Annotated in this window: 18 protein-coding genes and 1 pseudogene; 11 read left to right on the top strand and 8 right to left on the bottom strand. The window is 62.8% G+C overall.

The annotated features are described in order from the left end of the window. Nucleotides 1–52: 52 nt before the first annotated feature. A pseudogene (locus AAGS40_RS22295) lies at nucleotides 53–739 on the bottom strand (2Fe-2S iron-sulfur cluster-binding protein); the annotation flags it as partial. 346 nt (nucleotides 740–1,085) lie between these two features. On the opposite strand from AAGS40_RS22295, the gene AAGS40_RS22290 reads away from it, so the two are divergent. Both AAGS40_RS22290 and AAGS40_RS22285 read left to right on the top strand, forming a co-directional pair. After that, nucleotides 1,086–1,304, top strand: a complete 219-nt coding sequence (locus AAGS40_RS22290) for a hypothetical protein (protein ID WP_345815036.1) — start codon at nucleotides 1,086–1,088, stop codon at nucleotides 1,302–1,304. A 24-nt stretch (nucleotides 1,305–1,328) separates the two neighbouring features. Further along, nucleotides 1,329–2,138, top strand: a complete 810-nt coding sequence (locus AAGS40_RS22285; RefSeq protein WP_345815035.1) for an exodeoxyribonuclease III — start codon at nucleotides 1,329–1,331, stop codon at nucleotides 2,136–2,138. Between the two features lie 114 nt (nucleotides 2,139–2,252). Here AAGS40_RS22285 and AAGS40_RS22280 read toward each other — a convergent pair whose 3' ends face one another. From AAGS40_RS22280 to motA, 4 genes are all read right to left on the bottom strand, one after another. After that, entirely contained in the window at nucleotides 2,253–2,528 is a 276-nt protein-coding gene (locus AAGS40_RS22280; RefSeq protein WP_345815034.1) for a CsbD family protein, read from the bottom strand. A 173-nt stretch (nucleotides 2,529–2,701) separates the two neighbouring features. Further along, on the bottom strand, nucleotides 2,702–3,382 hold the full coding sequence (locus tag AAGS40_RS22275; protein WP_345815033.1) for a Pr6Pr family membrane protein: 681 nt from the start codon (nucleotides 3,380–3,382) through the stop codon (nucleotides 2,702–2,704). A 96-nt stretch (nucleotides 3,383–3,478) separates the two neighbouring features. Then, the gene (gene motB, locus AAGS40_RS22270; protein WP_345815031.1) at nucleotides 3,479–4,468 is read right to left on the bottom strand and encodes a flagellar motor protein MotB; all 990 of its coding nucleotides are present in this window, start codon (nucleotides 4,466–4,468) and stop codon (nucleotides 3,479–3,481) included. Nucleotides 4,469–4,479: 11 nt separating this feature from the next. Then, complete coding sequence (gene motA / locus AAGS40_RS22265; protein ID WP_345815029.1) at nucleotides 4,480–5,349, bottom strand: flagellar motor stator protein MotA; 870 nt, start codon at nucleotides 5,347–5,349, stop codon at nucleotides 4,480–4,482. A gap of 506 nt (nucleotides 5,350–5,855) precedes the next feature. Between motA and AAGS40_RS22260 the strand changes: the two genes are divergently transcribed. Next, nucleotides 5,856–7,268 (top strand): DUF2252 domain-containing protein, encoded by a 1,413-nt coding sequence (locus tag AAGS40_RS22260; protein WP_345815028.1) that lies wholly within the window; start codon nucleotides 5,856–5,858, stop codon nucleotides 7,266–7,268. Between the two features lie 36 nt (nucleotides 7,269–7,304). Here AAGS40_RS22260 and AAGS40_RS22255 read toward each other — a convergent pair whose 3' ends face one another. Next, the gene (locus tag AAGS40_RS22255) at nucleotides 7,305–8,174 is read right to left on the bottom strand and encodes a polysaccharide deacetylase family protein (RefSeq protein WP_345815027.1); all 870 of its coding nucleotides are present in this window, start codon (nucleotides 8,172–8,174) and stop codon (nucleotides 7,305–7,307) included. Nucleotides 8,175–8,457: 283 nt separating this feature from the next. Between AAGS40_RS22255 and AAGS40_RS22250 the strand changes: the two genes are divergently transcribed. The 7 genes from AAGS40_RS22250 to AAGS40_RS22220 all read left to right on the top strand — a co-directional run bounded on the left by AAGS40_RS22250 (nucleotide 8,458) and on the right by AAGS40_RS22220 (nucleotide 14,054). Beyond that, the gene (locus AAGS40_RS22250; protein WP_345815026.1) at nucleotides 8,458–9,225 is read left to right on the top strand and encodes an SDR family oxidoreductase; all 768 of its coding nucleotides are present in this window, start codon (nucleotides 8,458–8,460) and stop codon (nucleotides 9,223–9,225) included. A gap of 97 nt (nucleotides 9,226–9,322) precedes the next feature. Further along, nucleotides 9,323–9,553, top strand: coding sequence for an oxidoreductase-like domain-containing protein (locus tag AAGS40_RS22245; RefSeq protein ID WP_345815024.1), 231 nt, complete (start codon nucleotides 9,323–9,325; stop codon nucleotides 9,551–9,553). A 54-nt stretch (nucleotides 9,554–9,607) separates the two neighbouring features. Continuing rightward, a complete protein-coding gene (locus tag AAGS40_RS22240; protein ID WP_345815022.1) occupies nucleotides 9,608–10,498 on the top strand; it encodes an NAD-dependent protein deacetylase in 891 nt (296 codons plus the stop codon). 69 nt (nucleotides 10,499–10,567) lie between these two features. Then, the gene (locus tag AAGS40_RS22235) at nucleotides 10,568–11,173 is read left to right on the top strand and encodes a pyridoxamine 5'-phosphate oxidase family protein (RefSeq protein WP_345815021.1); all 606 of its coding nucleotides are present in this window, start codon (nucleotides 10,568–10,570) and stop codon (nucleotides 11,171–11,173) included. Nucleotides 11,174–11,187: 14 nt separating this feature from the next. Further along, a complete protein-coding gene (locus AAGS40_RS22230) occupies nucleotides 11,188–11,820 on the top strand; it encodes a DUF938 domain-containing protein (RefSeq protein ID WP_345815019.1) in 633 nt (210 codons plus the stop codon). A gap of 246 nt (nucleotides 11,821–12,066) precedes the next feature. Continuing rightward, nucleotides 12,067–13,476, top strand: a complete 1,410-nt coding sequence (gene gndA, locus AAGS40_RS22225) for an NADP-dependent phosphogluconate dehydrogenase (RefSeq protein WP_345815018.1) — start codon at nucleotides 12,067–12,069, stop codon at nucleotides 13,474–13,476. A 260-nt stretch (nucleotides 13,477–13,736) separates the two neighbouring features. Beyond that, nucleotides 13,737–14,054, top strand: coding sequence for a DUF4148 domain-containing protein (locus AAGS40_RS22220; protein WP_345815016.1), 318 nt, complete (start codon nucleotides 13,737–13,739; stop codon nucleotides 14,052–14,054). A 135-nt stretch (nucleotides 14,055–14,189) separates the two neighbouring features. Here AAGS40_RS22220 and AAGS40_RS22215 read toward each other — a convergent pair whose 3' ends face one another. Both AAGS40_RS22215 and AAGS40_RS22210 read right to left on the bottom strand, forming a co-directional pair. Then, complete coding sequence (locus tag AAGS40_RS22215; RefSeq protein ID WP_345815014.1) at nucleotides 14,190–14,957, bottom strand: DUF2968 domain-containing protein; 768 nt, start codon at nucleotides 14,955–14,957, stop codon at nucleotides 14,190–14,192. A gap of 156 nt (nucleotides 14,958–15,113) precedes the next feature. Continuing rightward, nucleotides 15,114–15,434 carry a hypothetical protein gene (locus tag AAGS40_RS22210; RefSeq protein ID WP_345815013.1) on the bottom strand — a complete coding sequence of 107 codons (321 nt, stop codon included), beginning with the start codon at nucleotides 15,432–15,434 and terminating at the stop codon, nucleotides 15,114–15,116. Between the two features lie 369 nt (nucleotides 15,435–15,803). Between AAGS40_RS22210 and AAGS40_RS22205 the strand changes: the two genes are divergently transcribed. Beyond that, a complete protein-coding gene (locus AAGS40_RS22205; RefSeq protein ID WP_345815011.1) occupies nucleotides 15,804–16,574 on the top strand; it encodes a peptidoglycan DD-metalloendopeptidase family protein in 771 nt (256 codons plus the stop codon). Nucleotides 16,575–16,646: the final 72 nt, after the last annotated feature.

The following is a 16,646-nucleotide window of genomic DNA, read 5'->3' as shown; positions in this document are numbered from 1 at the left end:
CCGAACCCGCGCCTGCGGCCGCACCTGCGGCCGCACCCGTTTGAACCCCGCCGCCGTCATGCACGGCGCGCACGGCGGCAACGATGTTGGCGTACGCGCCGCAGCGGCAGATGTTGCCGCTCATGCGCTCGCGAATTTCGTCGTCGGATAGTTGGGCAGGGCGGGTGCGCACGTCGGCCGTCACGACGCTCGCGGTGCCGTTGCGGAACTCGCTCAGCAGGGCAGTCGCGGAACACAACTGCCCCGGCGTGCAGTAGCCGCACTGAAACGCATCGTGTTCGATGAACGCGCGCTGCATGGGACTCAACGTGCCGTTGCTGGCGAGCCCTTCCACGGTGGTGATGTCCTCGCCTTCGTGCATCACGGCAAGCGTCAGGCATGCATTGATGCGCCGCCCGTTGGCGAGCACGGTGCAGGCGCCGCACTGCCCGCGGTCGCAGCCCTTCTTGGTGCCCATGAGCCCGGCGTATTCGCGCAATGCGTCGAGCAATGTCACGCGCGGTTCGAGTTGCAGCGTGTAGGCACGTCCGTTCACAGTCAGCGTAACCGGGCGCGGCGGTGCGGCCTGTGCCGGGGAAGCGGGCGGTGCCTGGGGGGTCTGTGCCTGCGCCTGCAGATGGGGCGCGGCGCCCACCGTAGCGGCAGCGGCAGCGGACTGCAGGAAACGTCGACGTGAAGGCTGGCGTGGGGTGGCGACGGTCTCGTCGCCGGAATCTTGAGCTTCTTTCTGGATGGACATGACGTTCGGTTGACTCCATTGAAAGGTCAATGCAGGCGTTGCGATGCGTCGGCATCCGAAGCGTCGCGCCATAAGTAAGCGTTGCAGCAATTTCAATGCCGTTGCACGCGCAACGTTAATTCAATCAAGCACGCTGCACAGCGCGAGGCGTGCAGAAGCATCGGAACCGGCGTTGAACAATTCGACTACTGTACGTCGGTTAATATCCACATTGCGAGCGAAACTAGCGTTTGCCAGGAATAGGTCATGCTACGGACAGCCGTCAGCCATGTTGCTGCCATGTTGAGTCGTGGCGACCTCATGGCGGCGCCGGTTCGTTCAAGCGGCGCATCTAGAAGGAGAGCCAATGCAGTTCGATTACAGGCACTTTCATATCGATTGCCGCGCACGTCACGCGGACGAAGGCGTCTATTACGCGAGGGCCAGAATTACTCGCATTCCGCGCAAACACGAACATGTGCAGTCACATGATTCGGGCGACATCGACTCCTTTCCAAACGAGGCTGATGCCATCTCATGCGCACGCTCCTGGGCAGTAGAGTGGTGCGACGAGGCATTGAAATGAACTGCTTTGCAAGGAGGATTTTCAGTGTCCAGGCTTCGCATTGCCACTTTCAATATCAACGGCATTAAATCGCGTTTGAATGCGCTGTTGCAATGGCTCGAACGTGAGTCGCCGGACATTGTCTGCCTGCAGGAACTGAAGGCGGTAGACAGCGCGTTTCCCGTCGACGCACTTCGCGAAGCAGGTTACGGCGCGATCTGGCAGGGACAAAGCGCGTGGAACGGCGTGGCGATTCTGTCAAAGGGCGAGCCGCCGCTCGAGAGCCGCCGTGGACTGCCCGGTTTCGAAAAGGATACGCAAAGCCGTTATCTGGAGGCCGCGGTAGGCGGCGTGCTGGTGTGTTGCCTGTATCTGCCTAACGGCAACCCGCAGCCGGGCCCCAAGTTCGACTACAAGCTCGAATGGTTCGACCATTTCATCGCGCATGCCGCGAAGCTTTTCAAAAGCGGACATCCGGTGGTCATCGCAGGCGACTTCAATGTGATACCGACCGACGAGGATATCTACAACACGCGGTCCTGGCTAAAGGACGCGTTGCTGCAACCCGAAACTCGCGAGCGCTATCAGCGTCTGCTCGCGCAGGGCTGGACCGATTCGCTGCGTACTCATTTCGGCGACGAGCGCATTTATACGTTCTGGGATTACTTTCGCCGGCACTGGGAAACGAATTCGGGCTTACGTATCGACCATCTGCTGCTGAGCGCGGACCTGGCGCCGCGGTTGCGCGATGCGGGCGTCGATCGTTGGGTGCGCGGCGAACCGCACGCGAGCGATCATGCGCCGACGTGGATCGAGCTGGAAATGGGTGCATCACGCCGCAAGAAGAGCAGTTAGCGTAGCGAACGGTTGAACCAGTCTGATCGGTGCGCAGATTGAAATAAACATCGCTGCCCGGGACGTTCGCTTGTCATGAAACGCCCGGTGGGCAGCGGTTTTTAAAGCCAATGCTTAACGGCGATAGTCGCGATCCGATCCGCCGCGCGACCACAGCGCGCCTGCAACGAAACCGGCAAGGGCGACCACTGCGATCGTGGCGAACGGGCTTTCAGCCGTCGTGTCGCGTACGAGATTCGTCGTGTTGGCCGCGAGCTGCTGAGCCTTGCCGCTCAATTCCTTGGCCTTGCCGGCCATTTGGGTACCGGTGTCGCCGAGCACGTCGCCTACCGCGCCTTGTACCTTGCCGGTCACTTCCTTGACTGCGCCTTCTGCTGAGTTGGTGTCCATATGCTTGCTCCTGTTGTCATATTTACGTGTGACGTAGTGGCGATCGCTTTCGTCACACCGGGGGTCGCGCACGCTGCCCGTCGGGGCAGCTTACGTCTGCCAAACAGGCCTAGGCAAAGAGCGCAAGAAGCGCGCCCGAGCGAGTCATGCCGAACAGCATCGGAAGTGGTCGTCTAGTTGCGGCGACGGTGATTGATTCCCACGAAGACAGCCAGCAACATCAGGAAGCCGCCGAACAGCAACGCGGCGTTGACGATCACGTGGCGCAGACCCAGCATGTCCACGTCGATGAAAGGGTACGGGTAGAAGTCGGACAGACTGCCGCGCCAGAACGTGACGACGAGGTAAGCGACCGGATAGATCAGCCACAGCAGACAGTGCCGAATGCGCAGATGAAAGCGCGGCACGAACAGCACCCAGTACAGCGCGGCGAGCATGGGCAGCACGCTGTGCAGCGATTCGTTGAGCAGCAGCCGGAATGCGGTGGGCGTCCATAATCCGCGCAGCAGCAGGTTATACGCGAGTCCCACGAATACCATGTACACGACGACCGCGGTAACCACCGTCGGCTGCCGGAAAAAACGCACGATCGGCGCGCGTCCGCGCAATGCCACGCAGGTGAAGCAAACCGCGCAGGCGAGCACCGTGAGATTGGTCAAGTAACTGCTCATGCGAGCCAAGCCGTCGAACACGGTCAGCCCGCGAGCCAGGGTACGGTCGATTGTCAGATCGGTTTGCGCGACGATCGCGATCCACGCGATGACGGCGATGATCGCGGCCAGCGTGACGGAGGGAACGCCTGGCGTCGGTAGCGGAAGCTCAGGCTTTGGCTGCGGCGGGTGAGGAGGGCGCATGCCGACGATTCTAACCAGACCCGCCTGGCTTTGCAGTCGGGTGGATGAAATCGTCGGCCGCTTCCGTGGGGCGGCCTCTGCGCCAGGGCGAGAGGGTTAAGGCTGGCTGTGCGAGCCGGCGACCGGTTGCAGGCGGCTGACCGCCGCAGGAATCGCGGCGCTGGCAGGCGAATTTTCATCGATCGCGGTCCGGCCGCCGTCGTGGAAAAAGGCCTGTTCCGCGGCCTTGTTCAGCACCAGAATGCTGATCCGCCGATTCGTCGGTTCGTCGACGACATTGCTGTTCAGCGGCAACACGTCGGCCAGACCTCGCACCTGCAACACCTTTTCCGCATGCATGCCGCCCGACACGAGTGCACGGCGCGCGGCGTTCGCGCGTTCCGACGACAATTCCCAGTTCGAGTAACCTTCCGGGCCGGCGGTGAACGGCACTGCGTCCGTATGCCCGGCAATCGACACGCGGTTCTCCACGTCGTTGAGCGCCGCGCCGATCTGCGTGAGGATCGTGACCGCATAGGGCTGCAACTTCGAACTGCCCGACGGGAACATCGGGCGATTCTGCGAATCGACGACCTCGATGCGCAAGCCTTCGTTCGTGATCGAAATCCGGATCTGGTCCTTGAACGCCTTGAGTGCGGGATTCTGTTCGATCAGCGCGGTGAGCTTTGCCTTCAGTTGTTGCAGTTTGCCCATGTCCGACGGCGTAATCGTGGGCTGCGCCGGAGTAGGCGGCGCTGGTTGCACCTGGCTCTTCTTGCCGTCGCCGGGACGTGTGTCCGAAATGTCGCGGCCGCCGCCTTGCACCACGCTCGGCCGCGCGGCCGCGGTGCCTTCGTTGCCGCCGAGCAGGCTCGACAGCGGGGTGTTGAAATAATCCTCGATGCCCTGCTTGTCGTATTTCGACGTGGAGCCCAGCAGCCACATGAGCAGGAAAAACGCCATCATCGCGGTGACGAAGTCGGCATACGCGATCTTCCAGGCGCCGCCGTGATGGCCATCGTGATCGCCGCCCTTTTTCGAGCGGCGCACGATCACTGGTGCGGGCGTCTCCACTTCCTGCGATCCGCGCGATCTTCTCTCGGCCATTGTGCCCTCCGTCAGGCCGACTTCGGCATCTTGGTGGCGCGCACGGCGTCGTCCAGCTCCTGGAAGCTCGGACGATCCGCGGTGAACAGCACCTTGCGGCCGAATTCGACAGCGATCGGCGGCGCGTAGCCCGACAGCGATGCGAGCAGCACGGCCTTCACGCACTGATAGGGCTTGGCTTCAGCTCGACCCTTTGCATTGAGCAGATCGGCGACGGGGCCGATAAAGCCATACGCGAGCAGAATGCCCAGGAACGTGCCCACCAGTGCGCCGGCGATCATTTCGCCGAGCACGGCGGGCGGCGCGCCGACCGAACCCATCGTATGCACCACGCCCATTACGGCCGCGACGATCCCGAAAGCGGGCAAGCCGTCGGCCATCTTCTGGATCGCGTTCGCCGCCACCGACGATTCGGCGTGATGCGTGGCCAGTTCCTCGTCCATCAGGTCCTGAACCTCGAGCACGTTCACGTTGCCGCCGGACATCATGCGCAGATAGTCGACAATGAAGTCGAGCAGATGATGGTCCTTCAGCACGTGCGAGTACTTCTGGAAAATCACGCTTTCTTCCGGCGCGGAGACGTCGGCTTCAAGCGACATCATGCCTTCCTTACGCGCTTTCTGAAGCAGTTCATAGAGCAGCGCGATGAGTTCCAGATACTTCTCTTTCGTGTAGCCGCCGCCCTTGAAGCACGTCGGAAGCGCCTTGAGGGTTTTCTTCAGCGTCGAAGTCGGATTGCTCACGACGAACGCGCCAATGGCCGCGCCGAAAATGCACAGCAGTTCGAACGGTTGCACAAGCGCGGGCAAATGCCCGCCCACGCCGACGAAACTGCCAATCACAGACGCGATGACCACAACCCAGCCGATTGCGACAAACATACTCTCTCCGTTTCGTCTTGCGCGCCGCATCGGTAGGCATAACGACGCCTGTCTCGCGTGTTCTGCATGCAGCACAAAAGTTTTCTATGAACAGGTAAACGGCGCAAAACCCGCTTGCTGAAGAGCCGCGCGCGACAAAAGAGAAAAAATTCACCATTCGGTTAGTTTTTCCGCCGCGAGATCGGTAGTTTTGTCCGGATTTGGCTCTTGTGGGCTTTTCCAGGCGTGTTCGGGTGGCGATGTTCACGCGTGTCGTCATCAATAAAACGCAAAACTGATGCAACACCATTTGTACTGATCCGTCTGCTAGCATGGCAAACCGCTTTCTGACGACCCGCCGCCGCTGCGAAACGCTGACCCAAAGCGTGGTCGCAGCAAGGTTTAAAACGGTGCTGGACGTCCAGCGGTAATGGCACTGGCTGAATGCCGTTTGCCCAACGCGAATAATCCAGTGAACCACGCCAGTCATCCAACCTGAGAGGCAGCATGCGAACGTGGAGACGGTTATGAAAACGAGCACCATCGCAGAACGTGAAGCCCGTGGCCGTGCTGCCCGTGAGCGCTCGAAACGGTCGAGTCATCGCCTCGTTGGTGACCTGTACCGCGATCCGGTCGAATTACTCAGGCAAAGCAGCGAGGGTCGCGTGCAGAACCTCGTGCCGCTGCGTTATGGGCGCATGGCGGCGTCGCCGTTCACATTCTTTCGCGGTACGGCCATTATTCAGGCGCACGACCTGAGCAGGGTTCACGATTCCGGCCTCGCCATGCCGATTTGCGGCGACGGCCATCTGATGAACTTCGGCGGCTTCGCAACACCGGAGCGTCAACTCGTATTCGACCTGAACGATTTCGATGAAGTGGCAGTAGGTCCATTCGAATGGGACCTGAAGCGGCTGACCGCGAGTCTGGTCGTGGCCGCGCGGCACATGCGCCTGAGCCGTGGCACAGCCGAGCATCTGGTCATGACCGCCGTCAACCAGTACCGCGACCGGATGCACCAGTACGCGCAATGCAGCGCGCTCGAACTCTGGTACGACCGCATCACGTTCGACCGCATGGCTGACACGGCACTCACGCCCGAGCGGCGCCGCGCGGTGCGGCGAGGTATGGAAAAGGCCGCGAGCCGTACGCACGAAAGCCTGCTGGAGAAAATGGCCGAACGCGACGGCGCGCACTGGACGATCCGCGACGCGCCGCCGGCGCTTTTTCACGTGCTCGGCTCGAACACGCTGTTCACCCCCGAAGAGACGGAGATCTACCGGTCTGCCAACTGGCGCACGACGTTCGAACGTATGCAGGCCGAATATCTGCAAACGTTGTCACCTGACCGGCGCGAATTGCTCAGCCATTTCACCGTGCACGATCTCGTGTTCAAGGTGGTAGGAGTGGGTAGTGTGGGCACGCGTTGCATGGTGGTGCTGAGTGTCGATCACATGGGCAAACCGCTCTTTCTGCAACTCAAGGAAGCGCGGCAGTCCGTGATTGCGAGGTACTACAAATCGCTCGGCGTCGAACATCAAGGCGAACGGGTGGTGCAAGGTCAGCGCGTGTTGCAGGCCGCGAGCGATATTTTTCTCGGCTGGGCAACGGGGCCGCAGGGGCGCCATTTTTACTTCCGCCAGTTACGCGATATGAAGCTGTCGGCGAATATCGAACTATTCGACGTCGATCTGCTGGAAGGCTATGCCCGGCTATGCGGCTGGATCATGGCGCGCGCGCATGCTAAAGCGAGCGGCCAGGCGATCGAAGTCAGCGCATATATCGGTCGTGGCGATCAGTTCGCGGAAGCGCTGACCGGTTACGCCACGACGTATGCCGACCAGGTGGAGCGCGACTATGACGTGTTCCTGAAGGCCTGCCGAAGCGGCCAACTGGAAGCGCGCACGGACGAAGACATGGCCGCAGACTTCCGCATCTAGGCAGACAGACGTGAGCGCGGCGGCTGCACTAGCCCGTCATTCGTCGGCGCGCGCGTCGCGCAGCGTGACAAAGCGCAAGTGCCGGCGCCGGGCGGCATCGATTACGCGTGGCAGGACTGCAAGAATCAGCGGCTTGCCTTCGACGGTACGCGCGGCATTGCCGTCGTGCAGCAGCAGGATATCGCGTGGCGCGAGGCCGTCGAGCAGACGCTTTGTCACAACATGGGGATCGCGTTCACGAGTGTCGTAGCCGCGCCGGGTCCAGGCGGCGAGTCGCAGGTCCAGTCTGCGCAGCACGGGTTCGAGAAAGAGGTTGCGCAGTCCTGCGGGCGCGCGGAAGAACAGGGGCCGCTCGCCGCTTATGTCTTCGAGCGTGCGTTGCGCGGTGTCGATCTCACGCGCGAGCGCGCCCGGCAGTGTCACCGAAAATGTGTGGACATGGATCTGAGAGTGGTTCTCCAGCGCGTGTCCACGTTTGACGATCTCGCGTGCAAGTTCTGGATGGCGCTGCACTTTCTCGCCGATGCAGAAAAACGTGGCGCGCACCTGGAATGCGTCGAGCAGATCGAGTAGTTGTGGCGTAACGGCTGGATCGGGACCGTCGTCGATAGTCAGTGCGATCGCGTCGGCATTGCGCGGGTGGGCCGGCAGGCGTGTCCAGTTCGGACCGAGCAGTGTCGTGCGTGGCAGCAGTCCCGCGACCGTGAAAATGGCGTGGTTCGCGAAGATCGCGGCAAGCCACCACGGCCACGCGCTGGGCACGCACAGCCAGCTCGCCAGCACGATCGCGTGCCACGCGGCGGTGCCGGTCAGCATCGCCGGATAACCGGTGTGCGGCCAGCGGCGGGGCGAATCCGCCGTCACGCGTTGGGGCGGTGTGGAAAGGTCGTTTATCAAGCGTTGCATCCTGTCTTCCTTCCTCCGTCCTGGGAAGGCGTTGTTCATGCGCACGACGCGCAACTGCGAACGATACCATTGATGCGCGGCTCGACGCCCGCTGGCGCAGCGAGCCACGAGCGCCATGAGCGCCATGAGCGCCATGAGCGCCATGAGCGTTATGAGCGTTATGAGCGCAATGAGCGCGCTGTCCGCCAGCGCGCTTCGCACTTTGTCGCGAGTGGGCTGCTGTTGTATGGTGTGAGAACCACTGGGCCAGTCGGTGGCTCAACGCAAAACAGGGAGACGCGCTGTGGCAGAAACAGGAACCAGGAAAAAAGTGGCGCTAGTGACGGGCGCGGGCAGCGGCATCGGTCGGGCGTGTGCGCTCAAGATGCTGGAGCATGGCTATAGCGTCGTGCTGGCCGGACGCCGTGAGGCGCAACTCGATGCAGTCGTGCAGGAAGCGCAGCATCTTGGCGGCGACGCGCTCGCCGTTGCGTGCGACGTCACCGACGCCGCCGGCGTCGCCCGATTATTCGACACGATCCGCGAGCGCTTTGGCCGGCTGGATGTGCTGTTCAACAACGCGGGCCGCAACGGCTCGCCGGTCGACATCGACGAACTCGACATCGACGAGTGGCGTGCAGTGGTCGACACCAATCTCACCGGCGTCTTTCTATGCACGCGGGCGGCATTCGGTCTGATGAAAGCGCAAACGCCCCCAGGCGGCCGCATCATCAACAACGGTTCGATCTCGGCGCACGCGCCGCGGCCGAACAGCATCGCCTACACGGCCACCAAGCACGCGATTACCGGCCTGACCAAAGCCGTTTCGCTCGATGGACGCAAATACGACATCGTCTGCGGGCAGATCGATATCGGCAATGCGGCGACCGAGATGGCCGCACGCATGGCGCGAGGCGTTGCGCAGGCCAACGGCGAGACCGCTATCGAACCGCTGATGGACGTCGAGCACGTGGCGGACGCCGTGCTGCATATGGCCGGGCTGCCGTTGTCGGCAAACGTGCAGTTCATGACGATCATGGCTAGCAAGATGCCGTTCGTCGGGCGAGGCTAGGCGGTCCTCAACTGGCGAATGCCGCGCGCCGCGCGCTCACGCGGTGCGCGAGATCAACTTATACTGACTGTTCCTGCCCACCGGATAACGATTCACCGTGCCTCGCGCCACACGTCAGGACGATCCGCCGCCCGTGCCGCCCTTGCAGCCTGATCTCGACGACTGTTGTCACAGTGGCTGCCATCCGTGCGTGTTCGACCGCTACGACGAAGCGCTCGACCGCTATCGGACCGCGCTGGCCGAATGGCAGGCGCGCCATGAGCGAGCGTCGCGCCACAAGCGCGACGCGCCACCGCCGTCGCCCGCACGGAAACGCGCGCCGCGCTAGCACGCTTCACGCACGGAAGCGCACCGAGGTGGCCGCCCAACATCACGCCCCGTCATGACCGACCTTCAGCCTCTGCCGACCGAATCCATCACGCTCACCGACACCCCGTCGATCGCTACGCATACGCTCGACGATCTGCATGACTTCGTGCGGCGTTACCCGCGTCTGTTCGTGCTGACGGGCGCTGGCATCAGCACGGACTCCGGCATTCCAGGTTATCGCGACGACAACGGCGACTGGAAGCGTTCGCCGCCCATCACGCTGCAGGAATTTCTCGGCACCGAGGCGATGCGCCGGCGCTACTGGGCGCGCAGCATGGTCGGCTGGCCGGTCGTCGCGCAGGCGCAGCCGAACGCCGCGCATACTGCGCTGGCGCGCCTTCAGACTGCGGGCCACGTGCCCACGCTGATTACGCAAAACGTCGACGGTTTGCATCAACGCGCGGGCAGTCACGACGTGATCGAACTGCATGGCGGCATAGGCGGCGTGACCTGCCTCGACTGCGGCATGCAGCACGCACGCGCGACGATCCAGCGCACGCTCGAAGCCGATAACCCGGCGCTGCTTGACGTCACCGCCGAAACCGCTGCGGACGGCGACGCGCATCTCGAATGGCACGCTCTCGAGACGTTTCGCGTTCCCGCCTGCTCGAATTGCGGCGGACTGCTGAAGCCGGCGGTGGTGTTTTTCGGCGAAAGCGTGCCGCGCGAGCGCGTGGAAGCGGCATCGCACGCACTCGACGCGGCCGACGCGGTGCTCGTGGTCGGTTCGTCGCTGATGGTGTACTCGGGCTATCGCTTCTGCGTATGGGCGCAGAAGCAGGGCAAGCCTGTCGCCGCAATCAATCTGGGGCGCACGCGCGCGGATCCGATGTTGTCGCTGAAACTCGCGGCGCCTTGCGCCGACACGTTGACGGCACTGGCAGGTCGGCTGGCGCTGGATTGAGCGGCGGCGCGGCCTCATGCTGCTCGCGAGCCTCATGTGGCTCTCCCTGGACGACACGAAAGGATTTCCATGTTGACGACCATCGAACAACTCGAAGCGATCTACGGCCAGCCACACGAACGCGCCGTGTTCAAAGAAATCCCTTACGTGAACGAAGACTATCGCGCGTTCATTGAAGTCGCGCCGTTTGTCGTGCTCGCCACGTCGGGGCCCGAGGGACTCGACTGCTCGCCGCGCGGCGACGCGCCGGGCTTCGTGCGCGTCGTCGACGAGCGCACGCTCGCGTTGCCGGATCGCATCGGTAACAATCGTATCGACAGTCTGCGCAACATCATGCTCGAGCCGCGTCTCGCGCTGCTTTTCATGATCCCCGGCGTCGGCGAAAGTTTGCGGGTGAATGGGCGCGGGCGCATCTCGAATGATCCGCAATGGCTGGACAGTTTCGCTGTCGCCGGTAAACTGCCGCGCACCGTGCTGCTGATCGACGTCGACGCGGTGTATTTTCACTGCTCGAAGGCGCTGGTGCGCTCGAAGCTGTGGGATCCGGCGCATCACGTCGAACGTTCACGGCTGCCGAGCGCGGGCGAGATTCATCGGCGTATCAACGGCGAGCAGTTCGACGCCGCAACGTACGATCGCGAACTCGCCGAGCGCGTACGCACCGCCTTGTACTGACATAGAACCGAAACATGACTGATCACCATCCGGCATTGCGGCAACGTTCGCCTTCCGCGGAGCGCAATCGCGAGCCGATTCTTGCCGTCCTGCGCGAGGTGCTGCCCGCGAGCGGCCGCGTGCTCGAAATTGCCGCCGGCACCGGGCAGCATGCAATCTGCTTTGCGCGCGCTTTGCCGGGCCTCGACTGGCAGCCGAGCGACGCGGACGCCGACGCGCGAGCGTCGATTGCCGCGTGGGTCACGCATGAAGGCTTGCCGAACGTGCGCGCGCCGCTCGCGCTCGACGTGCACGCGTCGGACTGGGGCGTCGATGCGCTTGACGCGGTGATCTGTATCAACATGATTCACATCTCGCCCTGGAGTGCGGCCGAAGCGCTTTTTGCCGGCGCGGGCCAGCGTCTCGTCGAAGGCGGTGTACTGTATCTGTACGGTCCGTACCGGCGCGGCGGCGCGCATACGTCGGCGAGCAACGAGGCGTTCGACGAGCAACTGCGCAGCCGCGATCCGGCGTGGGGCGTGCGCGACATGGAGCGGGTCACCACGCTCGGCACCGCTTCGGGATTTACGTGCGACGAGCCAATCGCGATGCCCGCCAACAATTTCAGCCTCGTATTCAGGAAACGTCCGAACGCGGCGCGAGTCTGACGGGCGGTTGCAAGCGGCGGCGGGCAAGCCTGGCTGCGCGCTCGGCGCGGCGCGGCGGCTCACGCGCTCAAAGGCGCGTCGCGTCGTTGTGCAAGGCGGCGCGTGGTCGCTGCGTGTGTCGAACATTCTGCAAGGTGACAGCGGGCGAGCGGCGAGCCGTCATTTCTTTTATTCTTTCACCCTCGACGTCCCGCCTGCATGACGCGGCGAGGCGTCTCGACATTCATTGGACTCTGGAGAATTCACATGGGCAAACAGGCAATCGGCGTGGTGGGGCTGGCGGTCATGGGCCGTAATCTGGCGCTCAACATCGAGAGCCGCGGCCACGCGGTGTCGGTGTTCAACCGTAGCCGCGAGAAAACCGACGAACTCATCGCCGAATATCCGGACAAGAAACTGGTGCCGGCCTTCACGCTGGAAGAATTCGTGGAGTCGCTGGAAACACCGCGCCGCATTCTGCTGATGGTGAAGGCAGGCGAAGGCACGGACGCCACGATCAACCAGCTCAAGCCGCTGCTCGAAAAGGGCGACATTCTGATCGATGGCGGCAACACGCACTTCACCGATACGATCCGTCGCAATCAGGATCTCGCGAAGTCGGGCCTGCACTTCATCGGCACAGGTGTGTCGGGTGGTGAAGAAGGCGCGTTGAAAGGTCCGTCGATCATGCCGGGTGGCCAGCGCGACGCGTATGACCTGGTCGCGCCGATCCTCACCGAGATCGCCGCCAAGGCGCCCGATGGCGAGCCGTGCGTCGCTTACATGGGACCGGACGGCGCGGGCCACTTCGTGAAGATGGTGCACAACGGCATCGAATATGGCGACATGCAGCTGATCGCCGAAAGCTACGCGGTGCTCAAGCAAGTGGTGGGGCTGTCGAACGAGGAATTGGGCAAGGTCTACACCGAGTGGAACCAGGGCGAGCTGGACAGCTACCTGATCGAAATCACCTCGAAGATTTTCAGCAAGAAAGACGAAGAAACGGGCAAGGATCTGGTCGACGTGATTCTCGACCGTGCCGCGCAAAAGGGCACCGGCAAGTGGACCAGCCAGAACGCGCTCGACCTGGGCGCGCCGTTGCCGCTGATTACCGAGGCCGTGTTCGCCCGCGTGCTGTCGTCGCTGAAGGACCAGCGCGTGGCCGCAAGCAAGGTGCTCGAAGGGCCGGCCGCCAAGCCGCTCGGCGTGGAGCGCGACGCGTTCATCGAAGCGGTGCGCCGTGCGCTGTATTTCAGCAAGGTGATCTCGTATGCGCAGGGCTTCGCGCAGTTGCGCGCGGCATCGGAGGAATATAAGTGGGATCTGGACTACGGCACGATCGCGAAGATTTTCCGCGCCGGTTGTATCATCCGCGCCCGCTTCCTTCAGAAAATCACGGACGCCTATACGACGGACAAGGCGATCGCGAACCTGCTGCTCGACCCGTATTTCCGCGACATCGCAAAGAACTACCAGTCGGCGCTGCGCGAAGTGGTCGTGGCGGCGGTCAACGCGGGCGTGCCCGTTCCCGCATTCGCTTCGGCAATCGCCTATTTCGACGCGTATCGTTCCGAACGTCTGCCGGCAAATCTGGTGCAGGCGCAGCGCGATTTCTTTGGCGCGCATACGTTTGAGCGCATCGACAAGCCGGGCAGCTTCCACGCGAACTGGAGCTGAACGCACGGAAGGTCAGCGACGCGCCGCGGTATCAAGCGACCGCGTCGCCCGAAAAGCGCGTAAGAAAATGGAATTATTGCTGAAAGGCGCTATTCAATCGGCATGTCGGTAAAACAAGGTCGTGATTATTGCGAAATCGAGAATAGAGTTTCGCTGTTTTAGGTGTTTCCCCTAGGTGTTCTCGCTTCTAAACTTCTACTTAACCGCTGCAGGACAAAAACCCTGTAGCGCATCAAGAACAAGTTATGGAGGTTTACACCATGAAGACTCTTATCTCTGCAGTTGCTGTTGCCGTCGCTCTGGCCGCTCCGGTCGTGTCGTTCGCTCAATCGAACCAGCCGCTCACGCGTGCAGACGTTCGCAACCAGCTGGTTCAGCTGGAGAAGAACGGCTACAACCCGGTGGGCGACCACGCCACGTACCCGAACAATCTGGAAACCGCGCAAGCACGTGTCGATGCACAAAACGGCACCGCTCAGGCAGCCAACAGCGGCTATGGCGCACCGATCGCCGGTTCGTCGCAAGCTGGCCGTCCGGTGAGCAGCAACGATCGCAACTCGGTCTACTTCGGCAACTAAGTCACGCCGAAACCAGAGCAAACGCCGTCAGATTGAGCGACGGCGGTCAAAATCAGAACGCCGCCCGGCTTTGGCCTGGGCGGCGTTTTGTCGTCTAGGCGATGGCGCGAGCATCGCAGAATCAGATGTCAGTACTCAGCGGCCCGGCAGATGCGGGATCGCCTCGTTCGTGGTCAGATTGAGCTGATGAATCTGTCGTTGCGCCTTGTTCAGATGCGCTTGCGCGGCGACGCGCTGCGCCTCCAGCTGCGACACTTCCTTGCGCACATGATGCTGCCGGTTCGTCACGGCCTGCTCGTAAGCGCCGCGCCTCTGCAACTCGTTTCTCAGGCGTTCGGCTTGCGCCTCCGAGCGCGCGATCATCCGTGCGAGCTGCTCGTTCTGTGCCTCGAGTTGCGCACGCCGCGCTTCGCCTTCCGACAGACGCGTGGCCTGTTCCTCGAAATGACGAAACGCCGCCTCGGCCGCTTCCAGGTCGTGCGCCCGCAGCGCGCGCCACAGTGAGCCGTCCTGATACATCACGATGTAATACGCCAGTTCTTTTGCGTGAAAGAGCAGGCTGACCGAATACTCGAAACTGCGGAATACATGAAATGGCGTAAGCGCCTCTTCCTCGGCGAGCCATTCGACGTCCACGGTATCGGCGATCTGCACGCCGCGCGCGCTCACCTGCGTCGGCACCGCCGGGACCGGACGCAGCGTCGTGACCGGGCGCGCGGCTTCGCTCGACGCGGTGAAGCCTGCGCCGTACGGGTCGGCGGCTGCCGCGCCGGCAGCCGCCTGCGACAAGGCGGCGTCCTCCGGCGCAGGCGCCGAGGTCGATTCCGTGCTGCGCTCTCGCGGCACCTGCACGAGATGCGACGGTCCTGCCAGCACGCTGCGGCGGTTTAAAAGACTTTTCACGGCGGTTCTCCAGTTGACCCGCCAAAATTCCAGATCACGCCGACGGCGAGGCAACCGGCTGGTCTGACGAGGCGAGCGGTGAGCGAAAAGTGGCGCACCGGCGGCGTCGAGCGCCCGGTGCCGAGGGGCGTGGCAGCGCGGACTGCGTCCGCGGCTCTAGTGCAGGGTTCGCTGCCGTCGACCAATGTCGGCGAACAGCGCATGACTCGGCTCGAGCGCGAGAAGCCACGATTCGTCGTAGCCGCTCAGGTTGTCGAGCGCTTCGCGCAGCCGCTCGACCGTTACGGCGGGAATCTCGACCGTCGCTTCCACGCCGCTCGACAGGCCCGTGATGCTGGCCAGCTGCACCAGCGCGTCGGCGGCCTCGGCAACGTCGGCGGCAAAAACAAGGTGTGTATTCAACAATTCGACGAGGCCAGGCGACGCGGTAATGTCGTCGACATTGAGCTGCACGGCCAGAAACGTGGCTTTGTTCATTCCAACTCCTCGCAGGGTCGATATGTTGGCGCACCGCGTTTTGGGCGCAGCGTTTTCGAGTATAGGCGAGGGCCTAAGGTATTCAATAGTCACATCAAAGGCAATCGGCCGGTATCCATTGCTGGGCGGGGCTGTTAGCAGAACTATAATTGTCGTGCGGCCACCCGCGGCGCATTTTTGCTCTGCTTCGCGCGGGTCTTGATGTTGGCGGGGCAGGCGGGTGAGTCTTCTGTCGGAGGCACGGAGCGCAACGGCATAATGGAGCGCGCGTGACGTGCTCGCCGCGCAGGTTGCGGTTTGAGCGCAGCGGCACGCCGAATGCTTGGGGCTGTTCGAATCCGGTTGAATCAAGGCGTCGAGGAAAATCAAATGACAAGACGATGGCAGGTGTCGGGGACCCGGTTGCTGGCAGTAGCCGCGCTGGGCGTAGTGTTCAGCGGCTGTACCACGATGCCGTGGGACAGCACGCCGTTTTACAGCAGTGCGCCGTCCCGTCCCACCACCCTCAGCACCGTGCCCGTGCCGGCCGGTTTTTACCGTGTCAATCCGGGCGATTCGATGGCCGGCATCGCGTCGGCTTATGGTCGTGCGCCGCAGGACATCGCGAGCTGGAACGGTCTTCCGGTCAATGCCGCGGTGACGCCCGGCCAGGTGTTGCGTGTTTCGCCGCCAATGGCGTCCGGCAGCGTCGTCACGCCGCCCGTGAACGTCGCGGGACAGAACGCGCCCGGTGCGCAAACCAATCCGGCAGCAACCGCCGCGCCGCAGCCAGGCGTGCTGCAATGGCCGCTGCGCGGTCCGGTGCTGCGAGCGTTCGCACCGGGCAAGTCGAACGGGATCGTGATCGGCGGGCGTCCGGGCGATCCGGTCAAGGCTGCCGCCACGGGCCGCGTGGTTTATGCGGGTACGGGCATCGAGGCTTATGGTCCGCTCATCATCATCAAGCACGACGACTCGCTGATTACGGCCTACGGGCAAAACAGCACGCTGCTCGTCAAGGAAGGCGACGCCGTCGCGCAAGGGCAGACCATCGGCGAGGTGGGCGTGGACAGCCGCGGTGTCGCTTCGATCCAGTTCGAAGTGCGCCAGAATGGTCAGCCGGTCGATCCGCTGGCATGGCTGCCGAAGTCGGGTGGCTAAACCTCCCAGTTTTTTGCGTGGACCTGTGCGCCGGCCTGTGCCCGTTCTGCGCGTGGCGTTAATTGATACACT

Origin of the sequence: Paraburkholderia sp. PREW-6R (assembly GCF_039621805.1) — a bacterium.
Taxonomy (GTDB): Bacteria; Pseudomonadota; Gammaproteobacteria; order Burkholderiales; family Burkholderiaceae; genus Paraburkholderia.
Note: the sequence above shows the minus strand (reverse complement) of the source record. Positions and strands in the feature narration are given on the sequence as shown.

Excerpts from the sequence above, each read along its gene's own strand:
- AAGS40_RS22290 (WP_345815036.1), top strand. The coding sequence starts at position 1,086 with ATGCAGTTCGATTACAGGCACTTTCATATCGATTGCCGCGCACGTCAC.
- AAGS40_RS22280 (WP_345815034.1), bottom strand. The coding sequence starts at position 2,528 with ATGGACACCAACTCAGCAGAAGGCGCAGTCAAGGAAGTGACCGGCAAG.
- AAGS40_RS22275 (WP_345815033.1), bottom strand. The coding sequence starts at position 3,382 with ATGCGCCCTCCTCACCCGCCGCAGCCAAAGCCTGAGCTTCCGCTACCG.
- motB (WP_345815031.1), bottom strand. The coding sequence starts at position 4,468 with ATGGCCGAGAGAAGATCGCGCGGATCGCAGGAAGTGGAGACGCCCGCA.
- motA (WP_345815029.1), bottom strand. The coding sequence starts at position 5,349 with ATGTTTGTCGCAATCGGCTGGGTTGTGGTCATCGCGTCTGTGATTGGC.
- AAGS40_RS22260 (WP_345815028.1), top strand. The coding sequence starts at position 5,856 with ATGAAAACGAGCACCATCGCAGAACGTGAAGCCCGTGGCCGTGCTGCC.
- AAGS40_RS22255 (WP_345815027.1), bottom strand. The coding sequence starts at position 8,174 with ATGCAACGCTTGATAAACGACCTTTCCACACCGCCCCAACGCGTGACG.
- AAGS40_RS22240 (WP_345815022.1), top strand. The coding sequence starts at position 9,608 with ATGACCGACCTTCAGCCTCTGCCGACCGAATCCATCACGCTCACCGAC.
- AAGS40_RS22235 (WP_345815021.1), top strand. The coding sequence starts at position 10,568 with ATGTTGACGACCATCGAACAACTCGAAGCGATCTACGGCCAGCCACAC.
- AAGS40_RS22230 (WP_345815019.1), top strand. The coding sequence starts at position 11,188 with ATGACTGATCACCATCCGGCATTGCGGCAACGTTCGCCTTCCGCGGAG.
- gndA (WP_345815018.1), top strand. The coding sequence starts at position 12,067 with ATGGGCAAACAGGCAATCGGCGTGGTGGGGCTGGCGGTCATGGGCCGT.
- AAGS40_RS22220 (WP_345815016.1), top strand. The coding sequence starts at position 13,737 with ATGAAGACTCTTATCTCTGCAGTTGCTGTTGCCGTCGCTCTGGCCGCT.
- AAGS40_RS22210 (WP_345815013.1), bottom strand. The coding sequence starts at position 15,434 with ATGAACAAAGCCACGTTTCTGGCCGTGCAGCTCAATGTCGACGACATT.
- AAGS40_RS22205 (WP_345815011.1), top strand. The coding sequence starts at position 15,804 with ATGACAAGACGATGGCAGGTGTCGGGGACCCGGTTGCTGGCAGTAGCC.